At 75.5% G+C, this 18186-nt stretch carries 16 protein-coding genes and 1 tRNA gene; 12 read left to right on the forward strand and 5 right to left on the reverse strand.

Annotated features, from left to right (window positions below):
- Window positions 1-913, forward strand: a 913-nt coding sequence (locus WCS02_RS02945; RefSeq protein ID WP_340289510.1) for a M15 family metallopeptidase, incomplete at its 5' end; no start/stop codon positions are given.
- A 27-nt stretch (window positions 914-940) separates the two neighbouring features.
- Here WCS02_RS02945 and WCS02_RS02950 read toward each other — a convergent pair.
- A tRNA-Leu gene (locus tag WCS02_RS02950) sits at window positions 941-1024 on the reverse strand.
- A 198-nt stretch (window positions 1025-1222) separates the two neighbouring features.
- On the opposite strand from WCS02_RS02950, the gene WCS02_RS02955 reads away from it, so the two are divergent.
- On the forward strand, window positions 1223-2035 hold the full coding sequence (locus WCS02_RS02955) for a RodZ family helix-turn-helix domain-containing protein (RefSeq protein WP_340289513.1): 813 nt from the start codon (window positions 1223-1225) through the stop codon (window positions 2033-2035).
- Window positions 2036-2065: 30 nt separating this feature from the next.
- Window positions 2066-3373 (forward strand): M20/M25/M40 family metallo-hydrolase, encoded by a 1308-nt coding sequence (locus WCS02_RS02960; RefSeq protein ID WP_340289516.1) that lies wholly within the window; start codon window positions 2066-2068, stop codon window positions 3371-3373.
- A 45-nt stretch (window positions 3374-3418) separates the two neighbouring features.
- On the opposite strand, the gene WCS02_RS02965 is transcribed toward WCS02_RS02960, so the two are convergent.
- The gene (locus WCS02_RS02965) at window positions 3419-3625 is read right to left on the reverse strand and encodes a DUF5703 family protein (RefSeq protein WP_340289518.1); all 207 of its coding nucleotides are present in this window, start codon (window positions 3623-3625) and stop codon (window positions 3419-3421) included.
- A 120-nt stretch (window positions 3626-3745) separates the two neighbouring features.
- Here WCS02_RS02965 and WCS02_RS02970 point away from each other — a divergent pair, with 120 nt between their 5' ends.
- On the forward strand, window positions 3746-4045 hold the full coding sequence (locus tag WCS02_RS02970; RefSeq protein WP_340289521.1) for a primosomal protein: 300 nt from the start codon (window positions 3746-3748) through the stop codon (window positions 4043-4045).
- A 6-nt stretch (window positions 4046-4051) separates the two neighbouring features.
- On the opposite strand, the gene WCS02_RS02975 is transcribed toward WCS02_RS02970, so the two are convergent.
- Window positions 4052-4984 (reverse strand): aldo/keto reductase, encoded by a 933-nt coding sequence (locus WCS02_RS02975; protein WP_340289524.1) that lies wholly within the window; start codon window positions 4982-4984, stop codon window positions 4052-4054.
- A gap of 35 nt (window positions 4985-5019) precedes the next feature.
- On the opposite strand from WCS02_RS02975, the gene WCS02_RS02980 reads away from it, so the two are divergent.
- From WCS02_RS02980 to mshC, 6 genes are read left to right on the forward strand one after another with little or no spacing between them, the layout of a single operon-like run.
- Window positions 5020-6090 (forward strand): LLM class F420-dependent oxidoreductase, encoded by a 1071-nt coding sequence (locus tag WCS02_RS02980; RefSeq protein WP_340289527.1) that lies wholly within the window; start codon window positions 5020-5022, stop codon window positions 6088-6090.
- Complete coding sequence (locus WCS02_RS02985) at window positions 6087-6908, forward strand: undecaprenyl-diphosphate phosphatase (protein ID WP_340289529.1); 822 nt, start codon at window positions 6087-6089, stop codon at window positions 6906-6908. The genes WCS02_RS02980 and WCS02_RS02985 overlap by 4 nt, the downstream gene beginning before the upstream one ends.
- Window positions 6909-6948: 40 nt before the next feature.
- Window positions 6949-7692: a histidine phosphatase family protein gene (locus tag WCS02_RS02990; RefSeq protein WP_340289531.1), complete on the forward strand. Its 744-nt coding sequence runs from the start codon at window positions 6949-6951 to the stop codon at window positions 7690-7692.
- Between the two features lie 9 nt (window positions 7693-7701).
- Window positions 7702-8259, forward strand: a complete 558-nt coding sequence (locus WCS02_RS02995; RefSeq protein ID WP_340289534.1) for a DUF3090 domain-containing protein — start codon at window positions 7702-7704, stop codon at window positions 8257-8259.
- A 56-nt stretch (window positions 8260-8315) separates the two neighbouring features.
- Window positions 8316-9173, forward strand: coding sequence for an SCO1664 family protein (locus tag WCS02_RS03000; RefSeq protein WP_340289537.1), 858 nt, complete (start codon window positions 8316-8318; stop codon window positions 9171-9173).
- A gap of 52 nt (window positions 9174-9225) precedes the next feature.
- Complete coding sequence (gene mshC / locus WCS02_RS03005) at window positions 9226-10482, forward strand: cysteine--1-D-myo-inosityl 2-amino-2-deoxy-alpha-D-glucopyranoside ligase (RefSeq protein ID WP_340289540.1); 1257 nt, start codon at window positions 9226-9228, stop codon at window positions 10480-10482.
- Window positions 10483-11165: 683 nt separating this feature from the next.
- On the opposite strand, the gene WCS02_RS03010 is transcribed toward mshC, so the two are convergent.
- Window positions 11166-12005, reverse strand: coding sequence for a PAC2 family protein (locus WCS02_RS03010; protein ID WP_340289543.1), 840 nt, complete (start codon window positions 12003-12005; stop codon window positions 11166-11168).
- Window positions 12006-12063: 58 nt separating this feature from the next.
- On the opposite strand from WCS02_RS03010, the gene metH reads away from it, so the two are divergent.
- Window positions 12064-15555 carry a methionine synthase gene (gene metH, locus WCS02_RS03015; protein ID WP_340289546.1) on the forward strand — a complete coding sequence of 1164 codons (3492 nt, stop codon included), beginning with the start codon at window positions 12064-12066 and terminating at the stop codon, window positions 15553-15555.
- 13 nt (window positions 15556-15568) lie between these two features.
- On the forward strand, window positions 15569-16270 hold the full coding sequence (locus WCS02_RS03020; RefSeq protein ID WP_340289550.1) for an HAD family hydrolase: 702 nt from the start codon (window positions 15569-15571) through the stop codon (window positions 16268-16270).
- On the opposite strand, the gene WCS02_RS03025 is transcribed toward WCS02_RS03020, so the two are convergent.
- Window positions 16267-18072 (reverse strand): putative bifunctional diguanylate cyclase/phosphodiesterase, encoded by a 1806-nt coding sequence (locus tag WCS02_RS03025; protein WP_340289553.1) that lies wholly within the window; start codon window positions 18070-18072, stop codon window positions 16267-16269. The two genes, WCS02_RS03020 and WCS02_RS03025, sit on opposite strands and share 4 nt — an antisense overlap.
- Between the last annotated feature and the right edge of the window lie 114 nt (window positions 18073-18186).

Raw genomic sequence — 18186 nt, forward strand, 5'->3', positions numbered from 1 at the left:
CGAGGACCCGTGGCCGCCGTCGCCGACCTGGTCCGCGGACCCGACGGCGACCGACGGTGCCCGGTCGCCCGAGCCGTCCCCGCCGTCCCCGCCGTCCGAGCCGGGCGTCCCGTCGGAGGACGGGGAGCCCGCGGTGCCGTCCGTCCCGGCACCTGCCGGCCCCGGCACCGTCGACGACGGCGCGCCCGACCCGTCGGCCACCCCGGCACCGGCGTGGCTAGGCACCCGGGCGCTCGCGGCCGCGGGGGCCGGCCCGGTCGCGCCCCAGGACACCCCGGCAGAGCTGCTCGACCGCCGGATCCTCACCCCCGACCTGCTGCCCCCGCCCGCCGACGGCACCTTCGCCCCGACCGTCGGGCCCGTCCCCGCGGACGTGCTCGCCCGCTCGACGTGGCAGCCCGGGTGCCCGGTCGCCGCCGACGACCTCCGCTACCTCACCGTCCAGCACCACGGTTTTGACGGCCGGCTCCACACCGGCGAGGTCGTCGTCCACGAGGACGGCGTCGACGCGGTGCTCGCCGTCTTCGGGGCCATGCACGCCGAGGGCTTCCCGCTGGAGGAGGTCCGGGTCATCCGGGCCGACGAGCTCGACGCCGCTCCGACGGGCGACGGCAACGTCACGAGCGCCTTCGTCTGCCGTCAGTCCGTCGGCGGCGGCCGCTGGTCCCGGCACGCCTACGGCCTGGCGCTGGACGTCAACCCGTTCCACAACCCGTACGACCGGGGCTCGGGCGACGACCGGGTCGTGCTGCCGGAGCTCGCGACCGCCTACACGGACCGGTCGCGGGAGCTGCCGGGGATGCTCACGGCGGGCTCTGCCGCGGTCCGCGCCGCGGACGAGGCCGGGTGGGGCTGGGGCGGCCGCTGGTCCAGCGCCAAGGACTGGATGCATCTCAGCGACGACGGCAGCTGAGGGGGAGCGGGGCCCGGGGCCCGTGTGTGTCCGAGGGGGGACTTGAACCCCCACCCCCTTTCGGGGACTAGCACCTCAAGCTAGCGCGTCTGCCATTTCCGCCACCCGGACGAGTGGTCCGCCGAGGCGTGGTGCACCAGGGCGAGCGACCGGAAAGATAGCACGGTGACGGGGTCGTCCCCGCGCCTCCGGTGGCCCGCGGGACGGGTCCGGGCCGGTCGCGGGCACCGTCGCGTCGCGGGTCGTGCCTGCACCGGCGCCGCTGTCGTGGCAGGTTGACCCGGCACACCGTCGTCCGGAGGTCTGACCATGACGCCCAAGCTCCTGCTCGTCGCCTCGATGACGGTCGTCGTCATGGCCACCGCGGGTGGCTGCGACGCGCTCCCGGGCGGCACGCCGACCCAGGTGCCGACCGTGCTCCCCGACGGCGTCCCGACGCAGCTGCCCGACGGTGTCCCGACGCAGCTGCCGGACGGTGTCCCGACGCAGCTGCCCGACGGCATCCCCACCCAGCTGCCGGCCGTCCCCGCGGTCCCCGGGCTGCCCGGGGGAGAGGCTGCACCGACCGACGGGGTGGCGGCGCCCCTGCCGTCCGCCGCGCCGTCCCCGGTCGCCTCGGAGCCAACCGGCATCGTCGACGACGCGGCCGACGCGGTGGGCGGCGTGCCGTGGTGGGTGTGGACGCTCCTGGTCCTCCTGCTGCTGGGCCTGCTCGCGGCCATCGTCGCCCTGCGCCGCGCCAAGGCGGCCGAGCTGGAGTGGGCGGCGCTGTGGCACGAGCTCACCGGTGAGGCGCGCTGGCTCGACGAGCGCGTCGTCCCCGCGGTGCAGGACCGCTCGCTGGACCCCGGCACGCTGTCCACCCGCTGGCAGGACGGCTCCCGCCGGTTCGACGATCTCGACCGACGGGTCTGGGCCGCGGCCGAGGGGGAGCAGCGCCCGCCCCGGCGTGCCGACCTCACCGGCCTGTCCGACGGGGTGCTCCGGCTGCGGGACGCCGTCGACGCCGAGGTGGCGCTGCGCACGAGCGGGTACGAGGAGCCGGGTCTGTACGACGCGGCGCTGGCTGTCGCCGACGCCCGCGACGACCTGCGCCGCACAGTGACCGACCGCACCCGCTGACAGCCGCCGGGCGCACGTAGGGTGCGGCGCATGACGTCTGCCGCGCCCGCCGAGGACCTCGTCACCGGCATCTGCGCCGACCTGCTCCGGATCGACACGTCGAACTACGGGGACGGCTCCGGCCCGGGGGAGCGCAAGGCCGCCGAGCACGTCGCGGCCCTGCTCACCGACGCCGGCCTGGAGCCCGAGGTCGTCGAGAGCGAGCCCGGGCGCGCGAGCGTGGTGGCCCGCTGGTCCGGCGAGGACCCGTCCCGCGACGCGCTGCTCCTGCACGGCCACCTCGACGTCGTCCCCGCCGTCGCGGCGGACTGGGCGGTCCACCCGTTCTCCGGCGAGGTCGTCGACGGCGAGCTGTGGGGTCGCGGTGCCGTCGACATGAAGGACATGGACGCGATGATCCTGGCGAACGTCCTCGCCATGGGCCGTGCGGGCCAGAAGCCCGCCCGTGACGTCGTCCTGGCCTTCCTCGCCGACGAGGAGGCCGGCGGGATGCTCGGCGCGCGCCACCTCGTCGAGACCCGGCGCGAGCTGTTCGACGGGGTGAGCGAGGCCGTCAGCGAGGTCGGCGGCTTCTCCGTCGACGCCGCCGGCCGCCGCGCGTACCTGCTGCAGACCGCCGAGAAGGGGATCCTCTGGCTGCGCCTGGTCGCCACGGGCCGCCCCGGGCACGGCTCGCAGGTGCACGACGAGAACGCCGTCACCCGGCTCGCCGCGGCCGTCGCCCGGATCGGCGCCCACCGCTGGCCGACCTCGCTGCCGGCCTCGGTCCAGGCATTCCAGGACGGCTGGCGCGCGCTCACCGGCGACTCCCTCGACGTCACCGACAACGAGGCGCTCGAGGCCGCGCTCGGCACGACCGCCCGCTGGGTCCGCGCCACGACGCAGAACACGTCCACCCCGACGGTGCTCGAGGCCGGCTACAAGCACAACGTGGTCCCCGCCCGCGCCACCGCGCTCGTGGACTGCCGGTTCCTGCCGGGCGACCGCGACCTCGTCGTGGAGACCGTCACCGCGCTGGCCGGCGAGGGCGTCCAGGTGCAGGTCGTCCACGAGGACCGGGCGCTGGAGACCGACGCCGACGGCGCCCTGGTCGAGGCCATGACGGCCGCGCTGCAGGCGGAGGACCCGGGCTCGGCGGTGCTGCCCTACTGCCTGTCCGGCGGCACCGACAACAAGCACTTCGACCGGCTCGGCATCCGCGGCTTCGGCTTCGCGCCGCTGCGGCTCCCGGCGGGGTTCGAGTTCGCGGCGCTGTTCCACGGCACCGACGAGCGGGTGCCGGTGGAGTCGCTGGAGTTCGGCGCGCGGACGCTCGGCCGGTTCCTGCGGACCTGCTGAGCAGAGCGTTCCCAGCGCGTCGGGCGGGCGCGCCAGGGGCGTGCGTCAGATGGTGCGGGCGACCCGGATGATCCGGCGGCGCAGCCACACCTTGCGGTGCCCTCCCCGGTAGATCCGGGTGCGGGCGAGCTCCCACTTGCCGTACTCGGCGGCGTCGGTCAGCTGCTGGCGCAGCTCGGCCTTGTCGGCGTCGCGGCCGACGCTCAGGACTCGGTACTCGAACTCGGCGGCGGCTCGGGTCGGGGTCGTCATCACCGACGATTGTGCCCGCCGGAGGTCCCGTCGACCGACCCGGGGCCGCGTGCCGGGACGCCGTCCGGGCGGGACACGTCCGACTGCCCGCGCGGGGGTCCGCGGCGCTACGGTCGTGCCATGGCCTCCGACCCGCGCGCCGCACTCGACCGGTTCGTCAGCGCCCTGCAGCGCCACTTCGAGGCGGCCGCCTCGCGCCGCTCCGAGCTCGACCCCACCGTCGTCGACGCCTACGACGAGCTGGCGGCCGCCTTCGTCGCCTACGACGACGCCCTGTTCGACGCCTTCGACGAGGTCACGCCGTTCGACCTCACCGACGAGGACGAGGACGACGACGAGTACGACGAGGACGAGGCGGACGAGGACGAGGACGAGGCGGACGAGGACGAGACCGACGCGGACCCGGCGCCGACCCTCTGAGGCGTCCTAGCCGAGCATCTCGTCGGACACCTCGTCGAGCACCGCGACGATCTCGTCCGGCAGCACGACGTCCAGCGCCCCGAGCGCCCCGCGCAGCTGGGCGGCCGTGCGCGGCCCGGTCAGCGCGCAGGACAGCACGTCCTTGTCCAGCAGCCAGGCCAGCGCGAGGGCCTGCGGCGAGCAGCCGAGCCCGTCCGCCGCGGTGACCACGGCCTCGACGACCCGGCGGGCGGCGGCGCCCAGGTGCGGGGCGACGAAGCTGCTGAGGTGGGCGGCCGCGGCGCGGGAGTCGGCCGGGGTGCCGGAGCGGTACTTGCCCGTGAGCACCCCTCGCCCCAGCGGGCTCCAGGCGAGCACCCCGAGCCCGAGCGCCGCCGCGGCGGGCTGCACCTCGCGCTCCGGGCTGCGCGCGACGAGCGACCACTCCACGCTGGTCGCGACCAGGTCGGGGGCCAGCGTCGCGGCGCGCGCTGTCTGCCAGCCGGAGTAGTTGCTCACGCCGGTGTACCGGGCGCGGCCGGTGCGCTGCGCCCACTCCAGCGCGCTCAGGGTCTCCGTGAGCGGGACGGCCGGGTCCCAGGCCTGCACGAGCCAGAGGTCCACGTGGTCGGTCCCGAGCCGGCGCAGCGTCCGGTCCAGCGACGACATCAGCCCGCCGCGGGACACGTCGACGCGGGGGGAGGCGAGCTCGCCCTCGACGCCGGCCTTGGCGACGACGACCAGCTGCTCCCGGGGGACGGTCGTGCCCAGCAGGCCGCCGAGCACCTCCTCGCCCGCGCCGATGCCGGCGGTCGTGTCCACGGTCGTGCCGCCGTCCTCCAGCAGCACCTCGAGGATCTCGCCGGCCTCGTGCACGTCGGTGTCCGCGCCCCAGTGCAGGGTGCCGACACCCAGCGCCGACACCTCCAGGCCGCTGCTCCCCACGGCGCGTCGCTCCACCCGGGCAGCCTAGGGGGGTGCCCTAGTCTCGCCGGGTGCGACTCGGACTGAACCTCGGCTACTGGGGGTCGGGGACCGACGCGGAGAACCTCGAGCTCGCCCGGGAGGCCGACCGCCTCGGCTACGCCGTGGTGTGGGTCGCGGAGGCCTACGGCTCCGACGCCCCGACCGTCCTGGCGTGGGTGGCCGCGCAGACCAGCCGCGTGGACGTGGGCAGCGCGATCATGCAGATCCCTGCCCGGACCCCGGCGATGACGGCGATGACCGCCGCGACGCTCGACACCCTGTCGCAGGGCCGGTTCCGGCTCGGGCTCGGCGTGTCCGGGCCGCAGGTGTCCGAGGGCTGGCACGGCGTCCGCTTCGACGCCCCGCTCGCCCGGACCCGGGAGTACGTCGACGTCGTGCGGCTCGCGCTGTCGCGACAGCCCGTCGCCTACGCCGGGCAGCACCACGTCCTGCCGCTGCCGGACGGGCCGGGCAAGGCCCTGCGGCTCACGGTGGTGCCCGTCCGCGAACGGCTGCCGCTCTACCTGGCCTCGCTGGGGCCCAAGAACCTCGAGCTCACCGGCGAGGTCGCCGACGGCTGGCTCGGCCTGTTCGTCTCCGCCGAGCACGTCGGCGCCTCGCTGGAGCGGCTGCGCGCCGGGCGCGCCCGGGCCGGGGTCGACGGCCTGGACGGCTTCGACGTCTGCGCCACCCTGCCGCTCGTCGTCACCCCGGACGGGCCCGAGGAGCAGGTCGTGGCGGCCGCCGCGGAGCCGGTCAAGGCCTACGCGGCCCTCTACGTCGGCGGCATGGGCAGCCGTCAGCAGAACTTCTACCACGCGCTCGCCCGGCGCATGGGCTACGAGGAGGCGGCAGACCAGGTGCAGGACGCGTACCTCGACCGGCGGCCGCGCGACGCGGCGGCCGCCGTGCCGACCGAGTTCGTCGACCGGACCAGCCTGCTCGGGCCGGTGCCGCGCATCGCCGGTCGGATGCAGGCGCTGGCGGACGCCGGCGTCACCACGCTCACGGTCACCCCCTTCGCCCCCGACCTCGCCGGTCGCGTGGCCATGCTGCGGCAGGCCGCGGAGGCGCTCGAGGCGTCGGGGCGCGCCGCATGAGCGTCGGCTACCTCGAGGGGGCGTTCCTCGGTCTCGTCCAGGGCCTCACCGAGTTCCTCCCCATCTCCTCCAGCGCCCACCTGCGCGTGGTCGGCGAGCTGATGGGCACCGACCCCGGCGCCTCGTTCACCGCCGTCACCCAGCTGGGCACGGAGACCGCGGTCGTCGTGTACTTCGCCCGCGACATCGTGCGGATCGTCACCGCGTGGGTGCAGGCGCTGCTGCGCCGCCGCCCCCAGGACGACCCGGACGTCCGGATGGGCTGGCTCATCATCGTCGGCTCGATCCCCATCGGGGTGCTCGGCTTCGTCTTCCAGGACGTCATCCGCGACGACCTCCGGAACCTGTGGGTCGTCGCCACCATGCTGTGGGTCTTCGCCCTGCTGCTGGGCATCGCCGACCGGGTGGCCCGGGACGCCAAGCCGCTGTCGGACCTCACCTGGCGCGACGGCCTGCTGTTCGGCGGGGCGCAGGCGCTGGCCCTCATCCCGGGCGTGAGCCGCTCCGGGGGGACCATCACCGCCGGGCTGCTGCTGGGCTACACCCGCGAGGCCGCCGCCCGGTACTCCTTCCTGCTCGCCATCCCCGCGGTCTTCGCCTCGGGGCTGTACGAGCTGCGGGAGATCGGCAGCGACGGCCCCGTCGCGTGGGGGCCGACCCTGCTCGCCACCGCCATCGCGTTCGTCGTCGCCCTCGGCGTCATCCGGTGGTTCCTGGGCTACGTGTCCCGGCGCGGCTTCGGGGTCTTCGTCGTCTACCGGCTCGTCCTTGCCGCGATCATCTACGCCCTGCTGCTCACCGGGACGCTCCAGCCCTGACCGGCGCGTGGGCCGGGCCCGCCGCCCGTACGCTCCGTCCGTGCCCACGGTCCTGCTGCTGCGTCATGGTCGGAGCACCGCCAACACCGCCGGGGTGCTCGCGGGGCGCGCCCCCGGGGTCCTGCTCGACGACGTCGGCCGAGCGCAGGTCGAGGCCGTCGCCCGGCGCCTGGCCGCGGTCCCGCTGGCCGCGGTGGTGTCGAGCCCGGTCCAGCGCTGCCTCGACACCGCCGAGGCCGTCCGCGCCGTCGACGGGCCCCGCGGCCGGCTCGCGCGCCGGCCCGGGCTCGTCGTCGACGAGCGGCTCAGCGAGTGCGACTACGGCAGCTGGACCGGCCGGCCCATCAAGGAGCTGGTCAAGGAGAAGGAGTGGGCGGTCGTCCAGCAGCACCCCTCCGCCGCCCAGTTCCCCGGCGGGGAGGCGCTGCGCGAGGTGCAGGCCCGCGCGGTCGAGGCCCTGCGCGAGCACGACGCCCGGCTCCGGCGCGAGGTCGGCGACGACGCGGTGTGGCTGGCCTGCACCCACGGCGACGTCATCAAGGCCCTGGTCGCCGACGCCGTCGGCTCGCACCTGGACACCTTCCAGCGCATCGTCGCCGACCCGGCCTCGGTGACCGCGATCAGGTACACCGCCACGCGCCCGTTCCTGCTCCGCCTCAACGACACCGGCGGGGACCTGGCCGGCTTCGCGCCGGCGAAGAGGCGCGGGCGTTCGCGCACGGCTGACAGCTCCGACGCCGTCGTGGGCGGGGGAGCGGGAGCCGCCCCCGACGGTCGCGGCTAGGGTGCTGGGGTGCCCGTCTACGACTACGACCCACCCCGACGGTTCGTCGTCGGCACGGTCGGCGAACCCGGTCAGCGGACGTTCTTCCTGCAGGCCAGCGACCGCGGCAGGGTGACCTCCGTCGCGGTGGAGAAGGCCCAGGTCCAGGTGCTCGCGCAGCGGATCGAGGAGCTGCTCGACCTGGTCGTCAGCCGCTCCGGCGGGACCGCGCCCGTCCCCGCGCTGGCGCCCGAGGGCAGCGTCGACACCGCCCCGCTGAGCACGCCGATCGAGGAGGACTTCCGGGTCGGCGTCATGAGCCTGGCCTGGGACTCCGACCGTGACCGGGTGGTCGTCGAGGCGCTCGAGGCCACCGAGACCGAGGGCGTCAGCGACCCTGCGGAGGCCGTCGAGGCCGACCCGTCGCTCGGCATGCTCCGCGTCAGCCTCGACGGGGCCTCCGCGCGCGCCTTCGTCGTCCGCGCCCAGGCCGTCGTCCAGGCCGGCCGGCCGCCGTGCCCGTTCTGCGGCGACCCGCTCGACCCGTCCGGGCACGTGTGCCCGCGCGCCAACGGGTACAGGCGCTGACAGCAGCACGACGGCCGGGACGACGGGCCGCACGACCGAGCAGGGGCGGGGGAGCCATGAGCAGCCAGGCCGTGGGTCCGTCGCCAGACCCCGAGGTGCCGGACCTGCCCGTGCCGTCCGACCCGGCGCAGCTGGCGGAGCTCCTCGTGCGGGGCGAGCTGTCCGTGCTCGGGCGTCTGGTGCAGGCCTCCAACGCCACGCTGCTCGTCCGCCTGGAGCTGGACGGGCACGCCGCCCGGGCCGTCTACAAGCCCGTGCGCGGGGAACGGCCGCTGTGGGACTTCCCGCACGGCACGCTGGCCGACCGCGAGGTCGCCGCCCGCGTCGTCTGCGAGGCGCTCGGCTGGCAGACCGTCCCGCTCACGGTCGCCCGACCCACCGGCCCGTTCGGCGAGGGCAGCGTCCAGCTGTGGGTCGACGAGGCCGAGGACGGGCCGCTCGTCGACGTGGTGGAGCCCGCCGACCTGGCCGAGGGCTGGCTCGTCGTGCTCCAGGCCGAGGGCGAGCGGGGCGAGCCGGTGCTGCTGGTGCACCGCGACGAGCCCGAGCTGCGCCGCATGGCCCTGCTCGACGCGGTCTGCAACAACGCCGACCGCAAGGGCGGGCACGTGCTGCGCGGGACGGACGGCTCGGTCCGCGGCGTCGACCACGGCCTGACCTTCAACGCCGACGACAAGCTCCGGACGGTGCTCTGGGGCTGGGCCGGCGAGCCGCTCACGCTCGAGGAGCGGGACGCGCTCGGCGCGCTCGACGAGGAGCTGGCACCGGACGGGCCGCTGGCCGCGCGCCTGGACCCGCTGCTCCGCACCGACGAGGTGGCCCGCACCCGCGAGCGCGTGCTCGAGCTGCTCGAGGAGGGCGAGATGCCCGACCCGTCCGGGCGCTGGCCGGCCATCCCCTGGCCCGCCCTCTGAGGCAGGCACCGGGTGCCCGGGGGCGTCCCGCGGCCCCCGTAGGCTGCCCGGCGTGAAGTCGTGGCCGGAGCCGTCCCTGCCGTCCCTGCCCGGCCGGGGCGGTCCCGTGCGCCTGCACGACACGGTCGCGGGGGAGGTCGTCGACGTCCCCGTCGACGGTCCCGCCGGTCTGTACGTCTGCGGGATCACGCCGTACGACGCCGCGCACCTGGGCCACGCGAGCACCTACGTCGCCTTCGACCTGCTCCACCGGGCGTGGCTCGACGCCGGCCACGAGGTCCGGTACGTGCAGAACGTCACCGACGTCGACGACCCGCTGCTCGAGCGCGCGACCGCGACCGGGGTGCGCTGGCAGGACCTCGCCGAGCAGCAGACCGACGTGTTCCGCGACGACATGGGCGCGCTCGCCGTCATCCCGCCTCACGCCTTCGTCGGCGTCACCGAGGTCGTGCCCCAGGTCGGCGAGCTCGTCCTCCGGCTGGAGGCGGCGGGTGCGGCCTACCGGCTCGACGCGGACTCCGGCGACGGCGCCACCACCTCAGACGTCTACTTCGACGTGGCCTCGGTCGACGACCTGGGCGGGGTGTCCGGCCTGGACCGCGCCACCATGCTCCACCTCGCCGCCGAGCGCGGCGGCGACCCCGACCGCCCCGGCAAGCGCGACGCCCTGGACCCGCTGCTGTGGCGCGGCCGCCGTGCGGGCGAACCGTCGTGGCCGGTCGACGGGCTGCCCGACGGCCGTCCGGGCTGGCACGTGGAGTGCGTGGCCATCGCCCTGGAGGAGCTCGGGCACGGCTTCGCCGTCCAGGGCGGCGGCTCCGACCTGGTGTTCCCGCACCACGAGATGGGCGCCGCCCACAGCCACGCGCTCGGCCTCCGCCCCTACGCGCGGACGTACGTCCACACCGGCATGGTCGCCCTCGACGGGGTGAAGATGAGCAAGTCGCTCGGCAACCTCGAGTTCGTCCACCGCCTCGTCGCACGTGGCGTCCCGGCGTCGGTCGTCCGGCTCGCGCTGCTGTCCCACCACTACCGCAGCGACTGGTCCTGGTCCGAGGACGAGGTCGCCGCCGCCGCCGCACGGGCCGAGCGCTACCGGTCCGCGGTGTCCCGCGAGGGCGGCGTCGAGGCAGGCTCGACGCTGGACGCGGTGCGCGCCGCCCTGGCCGAGGACCTCGACGCCCCCGCCGCGCTGGCCGCGATCGACGCATGGTGCGCACGGCAGGAGGCCGCCGAGGAGCCGCTCGAGGCGGGTGCGCCCGGTCTGGTGTCGCGGACGCTGGACGCGCTGCTGGGGGTGCGGCTGTAGGTCGGGGGCGGCTGGGGACCTCGCGCTGGTCCGGGTTGATCTCGGGGCCCGTCGGCTTCCCGTGAGTCCCGACCGGCACACAAGTCGGGACTCAGGGTGTCTTCCGGCCGGCGAGGGCGGACTGTTGTGCTCGGCGGGTTGGCGGGGCGCCGCGGCTCGACCGGGTTCGAGGGAGAGCGCTGGGGATCGGCGCACGCCGCCGGAGCTGTACCAGTGGCTCTGAGTGAGTCGTTGTGGTGGTGTTCTGGCCGGTCCGGGCGTCCCTGCGGCTCTGAGTGAGTCGTTGTGGTGGTGTTCTGGCCGGTCCGGGCGTCCCTGCGGCTCTGAGTGAGTCGTTGTGGTGGTGTTCTGGCCGGTCCGGGCGTCCCTGCGGCTCTGAGTGAGTCGTTGTGGTGGTGTTCTGGCCGGTCCGGGCGTCCCTGCGGCTCTGAGTGAGTCGTTGTGGTGGTGTTCTGGCCGGTCCGGGCGTCCCTGCGGCTCTCAGTGAGTCGTTGTGGCCGCCGCTCCCCGGATCCGGCAACCCGCTCGTGACCCGGCCGACGATCTCGGGCTCGCTCGCACGTCCAGGCCCGCTGGGCGCGAACCGGGCCGACGATCTCGGGCTCGCTCGCAGGTCCAGGCCCGTCGGGTGCGAGCGGCGCCGACGATCTCGGGCTCGCTCGCACGTACCCGCGCCCGACCCCTCAGCGGTCGCGGCGGCGCAGGTACTTCTCGAACTCCCGGGCGATGGCCTCGCCGCTGGCCTCGGGCAGGTCGGCGGTGTCGCGGGCCTGCTCCAGCTGCTGGACGTACTCCGCGATCTCCTCGTCCTCGCCGGCGAGCTCGTCGACGCCGCGCTGCCAGGCGTCGGCCTCCTCGCGCAGCTCGCCGACGGGGCTGACGAGACCGGTGACGTCCTCGAGGCGGCCGAGCAGGGCCAGGGTCGACTTGGGGTTGGGCGGCTGGGCGACGTAGTGCGGCACCGCGGCCCACAGCGACACGCCCGGGACGCCGGCGGCCGTGGCCTCGTGCTGGAGCACGCCGACGATGCCGGTCGGGCCCTCGTACGTCGACACCTCCAGGCCCCACGCCTCGGCGCGGGCGGGGTCCTGGGTGGTGACGCTCACGGGGATCGGGCGGGTGTGCGGGACGTCGGTGAGCAGCGCGGCGAGGGTGACGACGCGGGCGACCGAGTGCTCGCGGGCCACCTGGAGCAGCTCCGCGCAGAAGCCGCGCCACCGCATCGACGGCTCGGTCCCGTCGACGAGCAGGACGACGCGACCGCCGACCTCGGCGCGCAGCACGCGCGTCCCCGGCCACACCAGCTCGCGCGCGCCGCCGTCGCCGACGACGGCCTCGGGGCGGTTGACCTGGAAGTCGTAGTACGGCTCGGGATCCATCTCGTGGACGACCTCGGCACCCCAGGCCTCGACCAGGTGGGCCACCGCGTCGCTCGCGGAGTCCGCCGCGTCGTTCCAGCCCCGGAAGGCCGCGACCAGCAGTGCCGAGCCCTCCGGACCGCCGGGTCCCGTGCCGTCCGTCATGCGTCTCCTCCACCCGTCCTGACCGGTCGCTCAGCGTACGCACCTAGACTCGCCCGACATGACCTCGCGCGCGGCAGCACTGCTGGAGGCCCTGGCGACCCGGGTGGTCGTGGCGGACGGCGCGATGGGCACCATGCTCCAGGCCGCGGACCCCTCCCTGGAGGACATGCAGGGCCTCGAGGGGTGCAACGAGGTCCTCAACGTCACCCGCCCGGACATCGTCCGCTCGGTGCACGACGCCTACCTGGAGGCCGGCGCCGACCTGGTCGAGACCAACACCTTCGGCGCCAACGTCGGCAACCTCGGCGAGTACGACATCCAGCACCGGGTGCGCGAGCTGGCCGAGGCCGGCGCACGGGTGGCCCGCGAGGCCGCCGACGCGTGGAGCACCCCGACCCGGCCGCGCTGGGTGATCGGCTCCATCGGTCCCGGGACCAAGCTGCCGAGCCTCGGCCACGCCCCGTACGCCTCGCTGCGCGACGGCTACCAGGAGCAGGTCGCCGGGATGCTCGCCGGCGGTGTCGACCTGCTGCTCGTGGAGACCGTCCAGGACCTGCTGCAGGCGCGCGCCGCGGTCGTCGGCGCCCGCCGCGCCATGGCCTCCGCCGGCGTGACGCTGCCCGTGTACGTGCAGGTCACCGTGGAGACCACCGGCACGATGCTGCTGGGCACCGAGACCCCCGCCGCGCTCACGGTGCTGCGCGGGCTGCGGGTCGACGGCGTCGGGCTCAACTGCGCGACCGGCCCGGCCGAGATGGGCGAGCACCTGCGCCACCTGTCCCGCCATGCCGACATGGGCCTGTCCGTGATGCCCAACGCCGGCCTGCCCGTCCTGTCCGGCGGCGGCGCGCACTACCCGCTGGGCCCCGGGGAGCTGGCCGACGCCCACGAGGCGTTCACCACCGAGCTCGGCTTCGCGCTCGTCGGCGGCTGCTGCGGCACCACGCCTGAGCACGTCGCGGCCGTCGTCGACCGGGTCGGGGGCCGCCGGCCCGCCGCGCGCCGCCCCCGCCCCGAGCCGGGCGTCGCGAGCCTCTACACGCACGTGCCGTTCCGCCAGGACGTGTCGTACCTGTCGATCGGCGAGCGCACCAACGCCAACGGCTCCAAGGCCTTCAAGGAGGCCATGCTCGGCGCCCGCTGGGACGACCTGGTCGACATCGCCCGGGGCCAGACCCGCGACGGCGCCCACCTGCTCGACGTCTGCGTGGACTACGTCGGCCGCGACGGCGTCACGGACGTCGAGGAGGTCGTCGGCCGGCTCGCCACGGCCTCGACGCTGCCGCTGGTCATCGACTCCACCGAGCCCGAGGTCGTCGAGCGCGGCCTGGAGCTCGCGGGCGGGCGCAGCATCGTCAACAGCGTGAACTTCGAGGACGGCGACGGGCCCGGCAGCCGCTACGCCCGGGTCATGCCCGCCGTCATGGAGCACGGCGCCGCGGTCGTCGCGCTGACCATCGACGAGACCGGCCAGGCCCGCACCGCCGAGCACAAGGTCGCCATCGCCGAGCGCCTCATCGACGACCTGACCGGCCGGTGGGGGATGCGCGAGGAGGACATCCTCGTCGACACCCTCACCTTCCCCATCGGGACCGGGCAGGAGGAGACGCGGCGCGACGCCATCGAGACGCTCGAGGCGATCCGCGTGCTCAAGCAGCGTCACCCGCTGGTCCAGACCACGCTCGGGGTGTCCAACGTGAGCTTCGGGCTGAGCCCGGCCACGCGGGTGGTGCTCAACTCCGTGTTCCTGCACGAGGCGGTCAAGGCGGGCCTGGACTCCGCGATCGTCCACGCCGCGCGGATCGTCCCGCTGAGCCGGATCCCCGCCGAGCAGCTCGAGGCGGCGATGGACCTGGTCCACGACCGCCGCCGGCCCGGCTACGACCCGCTCGAGCGCGTGCTCGAGGTGTTCTCCGGCGTCGACACCGCGGGCGTCAAGGCCGAGCGGCAGGCGGAGCTGCTGGCGCTGCCGCTGGGGGAGCGGCTGAGCCGGCGCATCGTCGACGGCGAGCGCCACGGCCTGGAGGGCGACCTCGACGAGGCCATCGCGTCCGGGCGCACCGCGCTGGAGATCATCAACGACTCGCTGCTGGCCGGGATGAAGGTCGTCGGCGAGCTCTTCGGCCGCGGCGAGATGCAGCTGCCCTTCGTCCTCACCTCCGCCGAGGTGATGAAGACGGCGGTGGCGCACCTGGAGCCGCACATCGAGAAGACCGACGACGAGGGCCGCGGGACGATCGTCCTGGCCACGGTCAAGGGCGACGTCCACGACATCGGCAAGAACCTCGTCGACATCATCCTCACCAACAACGGCTACACGGTCGTCAACCTCGGCATCAAGCAGCCGGTCTCGGAGATCCTCCGCGCCGCCGGCGAGCACCGCGCCGACGCCGTCGGCATGTCCGGCCTGCTCGTCAAGAGCACCGTGGTCATGCGCGAGAACCTCGAGGAGATGAACTCCCGCGGGGTCGCCGCCGACCTGCCCGTGCTGCTCGGCGGGGCCGCGCTCACCCGCGCCTACGTCGAGGGCGACCTGGCAGAGATCTACCGGGGTGAGGTCCGCTACGCCCGCGACGCGTTCGAGGGCCTGCGCCTGATGGACGCGATCATGCAGGTCAAGCGGGGGGAGCGGGACGCGCTGCCGGCCCCGCGCGCCCGCCGGGTCCGCCCGGTCAAGCAGGAGCACCCCGTCGCCGAGGAGGGCGCGACCGGCCGCAGCGACGTCGACCCCGACGCCCCCGTGCCGGTCCCGCCGTTCTGGGGGACGCGCGTGGTCAAGGGGATCCCGCTGCAGGAGTACGTCGGCTACCTCGACGAGCGCGCGACGTTCCTCGGGCAGTGGGGGCTGCGCGGCTCCCGCGGCGACGGGCCCTCCTACGAGGACCTGGTCGAGACCGAGGGCCGGCCGCGGCTGCGCGAGTGGCTGGACCGGGTCCGCACCGACGGCGTGCTCGAGGCCGCGGTCGTCTACGGCTACCTGCCGGTCTGGTCCGAGGGCGACGACCTGTGCGTGCTCGCCGGGCCGGACAGCGAGGAGGTCGTCGCGCGGTGGACCTTCCCGCGCCAGCGCCGCGACCGCCGGCTGTGCCTGGCCGACTTCCACAAGAGCCGCGAGCAGGTGCAGGCGGCCGGACGGCCCGACGTGCTCGGCGTCCAGCTGGTGACCATGGGCTCGCGGGTCGCGGAGGTGACCGCCGAGCTGTTCGCCCGCGACGCCTACCGGGACTACCTGGAGCTGCACGGGCTGTCGGTCCAGCTGACCGAGGCGCTCGCGGAGCGCTGGCACGCCCGGATCCGCGAGGAGCTCGCGCTCGACGCGGAGGACGCACCGGACCTCGACGGCATCCTGCGCCAGGGCTACCGCGGCTCCCGCTACTCCTTCGGCTACCCCGCCTGCCCCGACCTGGAGCACCGGCGCGACCTCGTCCGCCTGCTCGAGCCGGGCCGGATCGGCGTCGAGCTGTCGGAGGAGCTGCAGCTGCACCCCGAGCAGTCGACCGACGCCATCGTGGTGCACCACCACGAGGCCAAGTACTTCAACGCGACCTGAGGACCCCACCCGCATGAGCCCCGCACGCCCGCCCGTCAGCCCGCCGGCCGCCGTCCTCTGGGACATGGACGGCACCCTCGTGGACACCGAGCCGTACTGGATCGCCGCGGAGACCGACCTCGTCGCCGAGCACGGCGGCACCTGGACCCACGAGGACGGGCTCGCCCTGGTCGGCAACCCCCTGCTGGTCAGCGGCGAGATCCTCGTGCGGCGCAGCGGCATCGACCTCACCCCCCAGCAGGTGGTCGACGCCCTGCTCGAGCGCATGGTCGTGCGCGTCCGCGGGGACGCCCCGTTCCGCCCCGGCGCGCGCGAGCTGCTCATGGCCTGCGTGGACGCCGGCATCCCCACCGCCCTGGTGACGATGTCGTGGACGTCGCTGTCCGACGCGTTCCTGGAGTCGCTGCCGCCGGGCACGTTCGGCACCGTCGTCACCGGCGACCAGGTCGAGCACGGCAAGCCGCACCCCGAGCCCTACCTCACCGCGGCCGCCCGGCTCGGGGTGGACCCTGCCCGCTGCGTCGCCATCGAGGACTCCCTGCCCGGCGTCGCCTCCGCCGAGGCCGCCGGCTGCCGCGTGCTCGCGATGCCCCTGCACGTCACCGTCCCGCCCAAGGCCGGCCGCAGCCGGCTCGCGGGGTTCGAGGGCCTCGACGTCGCGATGCTGGGCCGGCTCGCGGCCGGCTCGGTCGTCGACCTGCTGCCCGCGCGCTAGCGGGCGGCCCGGACCACCGTCCACGGCTCCGGCGGGCCGAGCGCCCAGCCCTGGCCCAGCCGGACCCCGAGGTCGGTGACCGCGCCCCGGTCCGCCTCGGTCTGCACCCCGCACGCCACGAACCGCAGGCCCAGGTCCGCCGCGACGACCGACAGGCCGTGGGCCACGGCGCGGCTCGCCTGGCGGTGCAGGCTCCGGGTCACCGACCGGTCGAGCTTGACCTCGTCCAGCGGCAGCGAGACGAGCAGCGCCAGCGGCAGCCGGCCCCGGCCCACGTCGTCCAGCGCGGTGCGGACGCCGTGCCCGCGCAGCGCGCCCAGCACCCGGTGCGCCCGGTCCGGCTCGACCATGACGGCCTGCTCGCTCACCTCGACGGTCAGCGACGCGGGCGGCAGCCCTGCCTGCGCGCACGCGGCCAGCACCACGTCGACCAGGCCCGGGTCGCGCAGGTCGGGCAGCCCTATGTTGACCGACACCCGGCAGCCCGCCGCGGCGGCGGCCGTGGCCGCGGACAGCAGCACGGCGCGGGTGACCGCGCGGGCGACCGGGGCGTGCGCGGTGAGGTCGAGGAAGCTGTCGGGGGAGCGGAGCCGGCCGTCGGGGGCGAACCAGCGCAGCAGCGCCTCGCCGTCCTCGACGGGGCGGCGCCCACCGGGTCCGCCCGCCCCGTCCGGCCGGTCCGACCCGTCGCGCGCGGAGGACCCCTCCGGCGCGGAGGGCCCGTCAGCACCGTCGTCGAGGCTCATCACCGGCTGCCGGAAGAGCTGGAGCTCGTCCAGCTGCAGCGCCGCCCCGAGCTGGCCCTCGACCTCGGTCCGCTCCTCGGCGCGGGCGCGCAGGTCGCCGGCGAACACCTCGGTGCGGGACCGCCCGCGCTGCTTGGCGCGGTACATCGCCTGGTCCGCCGCCGCGAGCAGGTCGTCGGCCTGCGAGGTGCCCGGGTCCGCAGCGCCCGCCACGGCCTTGGCCGGCGTCCCGGCGTCGGTGGCGGCGATGCCGATGCTCGCGCTCACCGTCACCGGCATGCCGTCCAGGTCGACGGGGGCGCGTGCCGCCGTGGCCAGTCGCCGGGCCAGGCGGCGCGCCGTGGCCGGGCCGGTCCGGGGGAGCACCGCGACGAACTCGTCCCCGCCCATCCGCGCCAGGTGGTCGCCCGGGCGCAGCACCGCCCGCAGCCGCCCGGCCGTCGCCCGCAGCAGCTCGTCGCCGGCGCGGTGGCCGAGGGAGTCGTTGACCGCCTTGAAGCCGTCGAGGTCGAGGAACAGCACCGACACCTGGCTGCCGTCGCCGGACGCGCGCTGCAGCTCCCGGCGCAGCTCGGCCACGAGCAGCGCCCGGTCGACGAGGCCGATGAGCGGGTCGTGCGTGGCCTCGTGCAGCAGCGCCGCCTCGTCGAGCTTGCGCGCGGTGATGTCGCTGTGGACCACCACCGCGCCCGGCGGCCTGCCGTCCGGGGTCGGGGCGCCCCGCAGCGGGACCACGCTCACCTGGAACCAGCGCTCCTGGGTCGGGGACGAGCACTCGTAGTCCATGATGAAGCCCGCGGCCTCGCCCGAGAGCACCCTGCGGACGCCGGCGGCGACCTCCAGGGACTCCTCGCGCATCTCGCCAGTGGTGGCTTCGCACACCTCCAGGTAGCTGCTGCCGGGCCCGCAGCGCTCCTCGGCGCCGCCGTTGTCGGCGCAGAACCGCGTCCAGGCGTCGTTGACCACCAGCAGGCGGCCGTCCGGGCCGAGCACGGCGGTGTGCGCCGGCAGCGACGCGAGCACGTCGGCCAGGATGTCCGGGCCTGCTCGCTCCATCGCGCCCCGCTCGGGCCGGGGGCGGGGACGGCACCCGCCCGGTGGTGAGAAGCATGGCCCTACCCGCCACGGGCGCCGTCATTCGTGACCCAACCGTGACTCCGGGGTGCAAGG

Origin of the sequence: Aquipuribacter hungaricus, assembly GCF_037860755.1 — a bacterium.
GTDB lineage: Bacteria > Actinomycetota > Actinomycetes > Actinomycetales > JBBAYJ01 > Aquipuribacter > Aquipuribacter hungaricus.

Excerpts from the sequence above, each read along its gene's own strand:
- WCS02_RS02965 (WP_340289518.1), bottom strand. The coding sequence starts at position 3,625 with ATGACGACCCCGACCCGAGCCGCCGCCGAGTTCGAGTACCGAGTCCTG.
- WCS02_RS02970 (WP_340289521.1), top strand. The coding sequence starts at position 3,746 with ATGGCCTCCGACCCGCGCGCCGCACTCGACCGGTTCGTCAGCGCCCTG.
- WCS02_RS02985 (WP_340289529.1), top strand. The coding sequence starts at position 6,087 with ATGAGCGTCGGCTACCTCGAGGGGGCGTTCCTCGGTCTCGTCCAGGGC.
- WCS02_RS03020 (WP_340289550.1), top strand. The coding sequence starts at position 15,569 with ATGAGCCCCGCACGCCCGCCCGTCAGCCCGCCGGCCGCCGTCCTCTGG.
- metH (WP_340289546.1), top strand. The coding sequence starts at position 12,064 with ATGACCTCGCGCGCGGCAGCACTGCTGGAGGCCCTGGCGACCCGGGTG.
- WCS02_RS02955 (WP_340289513.1), top strand. The coding sequence starts at position 1,223 with ATGACGCCCAAGCTCCTGCTCGTCGCCTCGATGACGGTCGTCGTCATG.
- WCS02_RS03025 (WP_340289553.1), bottom strand. The coding sequence starts at position 18,072 with ATGGAGCGAGCAGGCCCGGACATCCTGGCCGACGTGCTCGCGTCGCTG.
- WCS02_RS03010 (WP_340289543.1), bottom strand. The coding sequence starts at position 12,005 with ATGACGGACGGCACGGGACCCGGCGGTCCGGAGGGCTCGGCACTGCTG.
- WCS02_RS02960 (WP_340289516.1), top strand. The coding sequence starts at position 2,066 with ATGACGTCTGCCGCGCCCGCCGAGGACCTCGTCACCGGCATCTGCGCC.
- WCS02_RS03000 (WP_340289537.1), top strand. The coding sequence starts at position 8,316 with ATGAGCAGCCAGGCCGTGGGTCCGTCGCCAGACCCCGAGGTGCCGGAC.